The organism is Kurthia sp. Dielmo (assembly GCF_000307285.2).
Taxonomy (GTDB): domain Bacteria; phylum Bacillota; class Bacilli; order Bacillales_A; family Planococcaceae; genus Kurthia; species Kurthia populi.
Genome location: NZ_HE578960.1, coordinates 154,074 through 161,326, shown reverse-complemented (window position 1 = coordinate 161,326; position 7,253 = coordinate 154,074). Strand labels below are relative to the sequence as shown.

The window sequence follows — 7,253 nt, the reverse complement described above, 5'->3', positions numbered from 1 at the left end:
CCTCGATAAATGTTAAGACCTTCGTAATTTGTGAAGCCACAATGATAAATAAAGTGAATGCCATGAACGGAACCGGTAGCCACGCGGAACCATCAAGTACCTTTTGGGCAACTTCTTTTTTCGTTGCAAGTAATTGAATACAAATGGAAAAAACTAGTGGTAGTAAAATAATGACTAAAAATGTTTCAATAAATGGGCGAATTTCGATAATTGCTGCGGCCTGCTCTCCGATAAAAAGTGTTAAATAAAGTGGTAACAAGAGCATTTGCGCAAGTAATAAAATCGGTGTAGCAAGGAGCATTAGCTTTTCATTCCCACGACCAAGCGCTGTGAAAACGATGACATAGTCTATGCATGGTGTTAGTAAAACAAGAAAGACCCCAAGAAGCATCGGTGAATTGTCAGGTAGTAAGCGTGTTAATAGCCAGACAACTAGCGGTACTACAAGAAAATTTATCGTTAATAGTGCTGCAAGAAAACGCTTATTGACGAATGATTTTTTTAAGGATGTAAATGGAATTTGCGAAAACATGCTATACATTAAAATGGCGAGTGTTATCGAAATAATTGCAGAGAATGAGCTGGCAATTGAAGGTGAGAAGATACCAGCGAGTGCACCAAGAAAGAGTGCCAAGAAATAATAATAAATTTGTTGTTTTTCAAGTGTATCTCGAGTGAGCAATTGAAGTGGAGGCTCCTTTCTATGAATGCTGTACTTATTGTAGCACAGCGTATTATTTTCTTAAAAAAGTGTTTAAATAAGTTAGACTGATAATGTAAAAAAATTCCTGTATACTAACAACTAAAGAATGGGGGAGACAGTATGATCACTATTCGCGAAGCTATAAAAAAAGATGCAAGTGGGATTGCAGCGGTGCATGTTGAAAGTTGGCAAACAACGTATAAGGGGATTATTCCACAACATTTTTTAGATGAATTATCTGTAGGAGAGCGCACAAAATTATGGAATCAAAATTTAGAAAATCGTGAAAATATGATATTTGTAGCGGAGGATTCATCGGGAATTATCGGCTTCATTACCGGAGGAAAACGTAAGGAAAATACAGAAGTAGGTGCGACGGACTTAACATCACTTTACGTATTAGATGCTTGTCATGGGCAAGGAATTGGTCGCAAATTAGTAGACCAACTGATGCACGCTTTTAAAAAGCAGGGCTATAAAAAAGTATATGTCGATGTGTTAGCGGATAATGCGACGCGCCACTTCTATACGTATTTAGGTGCAGACTATGTTAAAACGGTAAAAGTTCGTATAGGTGGTAGGCTATTGAATGAAGAAGTATATGTTTTTGAAATTAATTAGTTAATTTATTAAACTATTAATTAATAAATAAATTTAAATAGAACATCAGATAATTAACGAATTGTATGATGCACGTTTCCCAATCGAATTTAAAAATAGCTATCGATTTTTACAATGATTTAGGTTTAATAGTAGATCATCTTGTAGACGATAAATTTATATTCTTTTAGATTGTAGAACAGAAAAACTAGTTAGGATTGTAACATGCTAACGTATCTTGTCACCCATCTGTTCGGCATATTGCTTTAAGTAGAGCTGGAGGATTTAGAAGATGTAGTCAAACGGTTGCAACATCGAGATATTGCATCAAGAGAAGCTTTTGGATTTGCGCCGACTGAGCTATTCCTAATAGCAAATGAAATAGGGGCGCGCGCAAAAATTCACTTTAATGATCCGGATGACAATAGTTTGGCGTTTATCACACCTCTTCGAAATCCTAAAAAAATAACAGAAATGTATTATTTGAATAAATGGAAAGTGTAGAACGATAGGAGGCTTATATGCAGAAGACAACAAATCATCCGAAGTTAAAAGCTTTTTTCGATGGGCTATTTTTAATTGGGGCTTTGCTAATTATTATTAAAATTATTGTAGCACTTGGAAATCATTTTTTAGATTGGCAAATCACCTTTTTTAATGATTCCCTTTTTTGGATGGCAGGACCATTGCTTATAGCAATTATTGGCGCCATTGGAACAGAGACAGTATCAAAGAAGAAAAAATAATTAATTAGTTAGTTAATTAATTTGTTAACTAATTAATAAATAAAAACACTACTCTCAATATCGAGTAGTGTTTTTATTTTAATTGTTTAAAAAATCGCGCTGGAACATGCACATTCGAATCGCATCATGGTAGCTCCCATTAATGAAAAATTCTTCTTTCAGTTCGCCTTCAATTTGAAAGCATGTCTTTCGATAAATATGAATTGCCTTGTGATTCTTCTTATCGACGAGTAAATAAATCTTGTGCAAGTTTAAAATCGTAAAGGCATATTCAATTGCAAGTTTAGTAGCTATACTTGCGTAACCTTTTCCCTGTGATTGTGGGTCGATAATAATTTGAAACTCTGCATTTCGGTGAATTAAATCGATTTCTACTAGCTCAACGAGACCAACAGTTTGTTTATCATCCATTAAGATAAAACGACGTTCACTTTGGTTATGAATATGTTTCTCGAATAAATCTTGTAACTCGGCAAATGATTCATAAGGTTCTTCAAATCAATAAGACATAATTTTGTTGTCGTTATTTAAGAGATGAATATAGCGTAGGTCTTCACGTTCAAGAGCGCGTAATTGTATATTTGCTTTCATAAGTATAACTCCTTCATGATTTCTACGTTGAGCATAAAGTATCCAGTAGCTGTAGAGTCAACATGTGTAAAAAATAAAATTAATTAGTTAATAAATTAGTTTGTTAATTGTTTTATTTATAAATTCATTTTGAAAATCTACCTGTCATTTCAAGCTTATGATTTAGCAAAAGTGCCTTTTTGGTGGAGTCAATTAATTCCGTATTCTTTTTTGCTTGCGTAGTGCTAAGGCTTGATGAAAACAGTTTTGAGCCTTTTGATGAAACCCAACTTCCATATAACATTTCCCCATATGTTGCAAAATAAAATCTCGATGTGATTCGATAAGATGTGTATTACATAAGAATAGTGCCTTTTTAAATAATTTTAACGCAAGCGCATGTAAGTCACTATATTTGTATGTTTCACCAAGACGAACAAGTGTGATGAGTTCTTTTTTGGGGTCATTGTTTTCTCGCGCATAATCCAGACAGATGTGAAAATAATTTTCAGCCACAACAATATCAGTTGGAACATGCACACTGTGAAGGCGATAATAATAACCAAGAATACTAGCAAGCCGGTATTTTTCTAAATCCTTCGCATGAGGGAATTGTTGCTCATATTCAGTGATTTTTTGCTGTAGATGTTGCTGGTCTAATGTTGCTTCTCGCAAAAAATGCTGCTCGTCAAAATAAACTTTCATATCCCTTCCTCCTTTTTGATACAGAAAAACCCACAATTCTCATGGCGGTGAAGAATTGTGGGCCCAATTCGGGTTATTACATAATAGGGATTTTTAAATTAAGTACTAGTAAGAGGTGATCTCCATTTGGGATGAATAATGGAATCATTCTTTAGATAAAAGCATATTTAAGAGTTTAAGGCTTAACTAGCCACCAGTGATCTGCTGCTGCGACAATAACTGTTGCTGCTAGCAAAGAATAATACCCTAGTGCTGTTTTAAATTTTGTTGAAAATTTATGTTTTTCCATTATCATCACCTCCTTAAAAATAATATAATAGAAAAGTGAACCTTGTGCACAGTTTGTAAACTATATGACACATTTGGATGGTGGAGAAATTGAAAATTGGAACATTAATAAAACGAATCCGTAAGAGCAAAAGTCTAACACAGGAACAAGTTGCCAATGCTATGATGATTACAAGACCCTATTTAGCAAAAATCGAAAACAATCATCATCAAATTTCTTCAGAGAAATTAACATATATTTTAGACTATTGTAATGTGAATTATGATGAATTTCTTTTTATGAAAAATGATTTTAAAGTAAGTGAGAAGACAGGTACTTATTCAGAAATAATAGATATGTATGTGAAAAATGATTTTGAAAGTGTAAATAAATTAAAAGAGCATTCCCAATATAAATTTGAAGAAACACAGGATATTTATTATCGACATTTAGTCATTTTATGTGAGTGCATTGCAATGAAATTTGATATAGAAAAAATACCAGAGTTTTATCGTCAGGAGCTAACGGAGTATCTAATGAGTGTTAATGAATGGACTTATTATGAATTGGTTTTGTTCAATAATTTTTTATACTTATTTCCACCTAATACAACAATGCTTCTCGCAGATAATCTAATAGATAGAGCTTTAAAATATAAAGAATTAAAAAGCGATTATGAAATTATTGGAATGTTATTGTTCAATCTTATCAATATAAGTTTTAAAATAAAAAACTATAAAAAGATAGACATATTTTTAAATGTTGCTAAAAAATTATATAGTGAGCAAAATCGTTTCTTCGAGCAAACGATGATTAAGTACTATACAGGCTTGCGTATGATTTTAGATAAAAAAGAAGAAGGAATCGAACTTAGTCGCCAGGCGCTTGAAGTTTTTAAATTACTTGATCATCATGATTTATATACTTTTTATGAAGGGCGTTTGCATCAATTATTAAAAGAAATGGAATAACTAAAAAGCTCCTACGATAGGTATGTGTTATAGGAGTTTTTTGTAGTAGGTACATTATTGATTTCTTTATTTTTGTATTGTAAGATGAAAAGAACAAATGTTCGCTAATGAAAAATAAGGGGATAGAGAAATGAAAACAGCAGGCATCTTTGAGCATGGTACAGATTTAGTAGCATTTGATTATTATGAGGTAGAGCCTTTAACAGCTGAAGTAATTAAAGAGGTGCAGCAACAATTTAATGTGACACTTCCAAAGGCATATATTGAATTAATGTCACTTCAAAATGGTGGGAGTTTGTCAGATGCAAAAAATACATATTACGTGAATGTAAAGGATTCAGACGAGCAAGAAGTAATTGGTGTTTCACATTTATATGGTATCTCAATGGATGACACGGCGATGGGGGGCACTTTTTATATGATAGAAGAATGGGAATATCCAGAGAATATTATTATTATTTCTGATGAAGCTCATTATGCAGTCTGTTTAGATTATCGGAATTATGCAGGGGATAATCCATCGATTTGCTATATTGATTTAGAACTAGAGTTAGATATTGAAATTGCGCCGGATTTTGAGACATTTATCGAGAATTTAACCAACTATATAGATGAAGACGAAGATGATTATGACTATGAAGACGAAGATGAAGATGAAGTTATTTCACAAGAGGCCTTCGAAACGTTAATTAAGGAGGATAAAGATAATATTGGAATTCAAAATGGGTTTTATTATTTTGAACGTCAAGAGGTGCCAGTGGAATGGTTTATTAAACAGCTGAATTTTGCTGTTCATAGTAAGCATGAAGAGGTATGTGACCAAGTGGCGCAAAGCGTTATTTTACTATTAAAAAAACATATAAAAACAGGTGTTTTAACAGGACATTTTTCAGAGATTCATACGATTGCGGAAATGATTGAGCGTAATGAGGGTCCTGATGCAAATCACTATAAAACTAGAGTTAATGGATTTTTAAGAGCGGCAGAAGCAAAATAAATAGTAAAAAAACAGTCCAAGGCGGGCTGTTTTTTAATCGTTTATCGATGTGTGGGTACTGTATAAAAACTTGGGTCGAAATCTTTTTCTTTTTTCAGATGTGATTGGTACGCTTTAATATACATACCTAGTGTATCGCGGTTATAACGCAAGGCCTTAATACGCATAAAATAATCCTGCATCAAATGCACATCATGATAGGGTAAATGAAGATTAAAGAAATTATGATGTAGTCGGTTTGTAAAAACAGGATTTTCTTCAAATTTTTCATAGCTGATTGGTGAATTGAAAATCGTAATAATCGCGCTATCTTCCTCAATTGACATTTGTTTAAGCTCCTGCCTGCCAGTAATGACGACCGGTTGGATAAATTTAAAATTGTTTAGACCGATTTCATTTAAATGTTGAACGGTTTCAGAGAGCACTTGATTTGCTGTATAACGCTGTTTATCTGCTTGTGTATGAAAATAAACAATGTTAATGAGTTCAATTTCATTTGCTAAATATCGTTCAACAAAACCTTGAATGGCATAGGCAAATGTAAAATTGTCACTGAAAAAATAAACTTTTTGCAATGAAATAGAATGAGCCAAAATGTAAAACATCTCCGTTCGATTTATATCATATAATTAATGGGAATAAATTCTTTATATATATCGGTCACGCTAGTATTATTATAGATTTATTTTTGATTTTCAATTGGATTTTTACATAAAAGATAAAAATAAAGGAAGAAGTGAAAAAATGATAGAGCAAACTTGGGGCATCCGAACCGAAAAGAAAAAGATTATACGCGATAGTGAGAAAAAAATCTATGCTATTCGTGATATAGAAGGAGACGAGTGGATTGTAAAAGGAGAAAAAGCACCACTTTGGCAGGTAGAGCAACAGGCACAATTTGCAAATAAATTGATAGGGATTTTACCGGTGCCTAGCTATAAAAAAACACAAGATGAGGTATATGCAGTAGCAAAAGATGGCCTCACTTGGACGATAGAAACACGTCAGTTTGGGCGAGAAGTAAATCATTTAACAGATAGTATGCTTCTATCAATGGCCACGATGCTTGGAAAACTGCATGCAGAATCACTTCGTCAATCGTACCGTTTTCACCGAGCGACGTCTTGGAGTCTATTTGGCGGTAATGCAACGGAGGCAATTGGGGATTATGATGAAAATGAGCTAAGCTTTTTAGAAATGAAGGCAGCGTACGGACAAGAAAATATTTTTGAAGAAATTGAAACACAGTATTTAGCACATCGTACATACTTGAAGAATTGTTGGAAGCGTCTGCCGATAGCTGCTGTGCAGGGGGATTTTTGTCATTATAATATGTTATTTGATGGAGACTGTGTGCAAAGTGTTTTTGACTTTAATTTAGCTGGCGATGAGCGCCTGTTAAATGAGTGCATTGCGGTAGCTGTCTATTGCTGTTGGCATGTGGAATCGGACAGCATGTTTTCGGCTGAGGAGCGTTACACATTATTTACGGAGGCGTATCAAAAACATCGTGTATGGACAAAGGAGGAGCGAGCCGTCGCGAAGCGTTTAAAAGCGATTATTCGTGCATTCCGCTATGACCGCGTAGCTAGAGGAATCGAAAATGTAGCTAATAGGCATTTATTTTTAGAAGAGACGTTACAAATTTTAAAGACATAATAAAGAGGCTGGGACAAAACAAGTCATTTTCCTT

The 7,253-nt window shown here is 33.8% G+C and carries 8 protein-coding genes and 1 pseudogene; 5 read left to right on the top strand and 4 right to left on the bottom strand.

Annotation, left to right across the window (positions count from 1 at the left end; all coding sequences use genetic code 11):
- The coding region (locus KTHG_RS14315; protein WP_255512477.1) for an arsenic resistance protein at positions 1 to 682 on the bottom strand (682 nt) is incomplete at its 3' end.
- Positions 683 to 823: 141 nt separating this feature from the next.
- Between KTHG_RS14315 and KTHG_RS14310 the strand changes: the two genes are divergently transcribed.
- Positions 824 to 1,324, top strand: a complete 501-nt coding sequence (locus tag KTHG_RS14310) for a GNAT family N-acetyltransferase (protein ID WP_255512476.1) — start codon at positions 824 to 826, stop codon at positions 1,322 to 1,324.
- A gap of 500 nt (positions 1,325 to 1,824) precedes the next feature.
- Positions 1,825 to 2,049 (top strand): hypothetical protein, encoded by a 225-nt coding sequence (locus KTHG_RS14305; RefSeq protein ID WP_139994548.1) that lies wholly within the window; start codon positions 1,825 to 1,827, stop codon positions 2,047 to 2,049.
- Positions 2,050 to 2,127: 78 nt separating this feature from the next.
- Here the strand turns inward: KTHG_RS14305 and speG are convergent.
- Positions 2,128 to 2,640 (bottom strand): annotated as a pseudogene (speG, locus tag KTHG_RS14300) (spermidine N1-acetyltransferase).
- Positions 2,641 to 2,832: 192 nt separating this feature from the next.
- A complete protein-coding gene (locus KTHG_RS14295; protein WP_139994546.1) occupies positions 2,833 to 3,324 on the bottom strand; it encodes a hypothetical protein in 492 nt (163 codons plus the stop codon).
- A 378-nt stretch (positions 3,325 to 3,702) separates the two neighbouring features.
- Between KTHG_RS14295 and KTHG_RS14290 the strand changes: the two genes are divergently transcribed.
- Together KTHG_RS14290 and KTHG_RS14285 are read left to right on the top strand one after the other, a co-directional pair.
- A complete protein-coding gene (locus tag KTHG_RS14290; RefSeq protein WP_186439625.1) occupies positions 3,703 to 4,563 on the top strand; it encodes a helix-turn-helix domain-containing protein in 861 nt (286 codons plus the stop codon).
- Between the two features lie 130 nt (positions 4,564 to 4,693).
- Positions 4,694 to 5,560 (top strand): SMI1/KNR4 family protein, encoded by an 867-nt coding sequence (locus KTHG_RS14285; protein ID WP_139994542.1) that lies wholly within the window; start codon positions 4,694 to 4,696, stop codon positions 5,558 to 5,560.
- Positions 5,561 to 5,601: 41 nt separating this feature from the next.
- Here the strand turns inward: KTHG_RS14285 and KTHG_RS14280 are convergent, their stop codons facing one another.
- Entirely contained in the window at positions 5,602 to 6,153 is a 552-nt protein-coding gene (locus KTHG_RS14280) for a hypothetical protein (RefSeq protein ID WP_139994540.1), read from the bottom strand.
- Between the two features lie 151 nt (positions 6,154 to 6,304).
- On the opposite strand from KTHG_RS14280, the gene KTHG_RS14275 reads away from it, so the two are divergent.
- Complete coding sequence (locus tag KTHG_RS14275) at positions 6,305 to 7,219, top strand: phosphotransferase (RefSeq protein WP_139994538.1); 915 nt, start codon at positions 6,305 to 6,307, stop codon at positions 7,217 to 7,219.
- The last annotated feature ends 34 nt before the right edge of the window (positions 7,220 to 7,253 follow it).

Coding starts and splice junctions, on each gene's coding strand:
- KTHG_RS14305 (WP_139994548.1), top strand. CDS start 1,825: ATGCAGAAGACAACAAATCATCCGAAGTTAAAAGCTTTTTTCGATGGG.
- KTHG_RS14310 (WP_255512476.1), top strand. CDS start 824: ATGATCACTATTCGCGAAGCTATAAAAAAAGATGCAAGTGGGATTGCA.
- KTHG_RS14275 (WP_139994538.1), top strand. CDS start 6,305: ATGATAGAGCAAACTTGGGGCATCCGAACCGAAAAGAAAAAGATTATA.
- KTHG_RS14295 (WP_139994546.1), bottom strand. CDS start 3,324: ATGAAAGTTTATTTTGACGAGCAGCATTTTTTGCGAGAAGCAACATTA.
- KTHG_RS14285 (WP_139994542.1), top strand. CDS start 4,694: ATGAAAACAGCAGGCATCTTTGAGCATGGTACAGATTTAGTAGCATTT.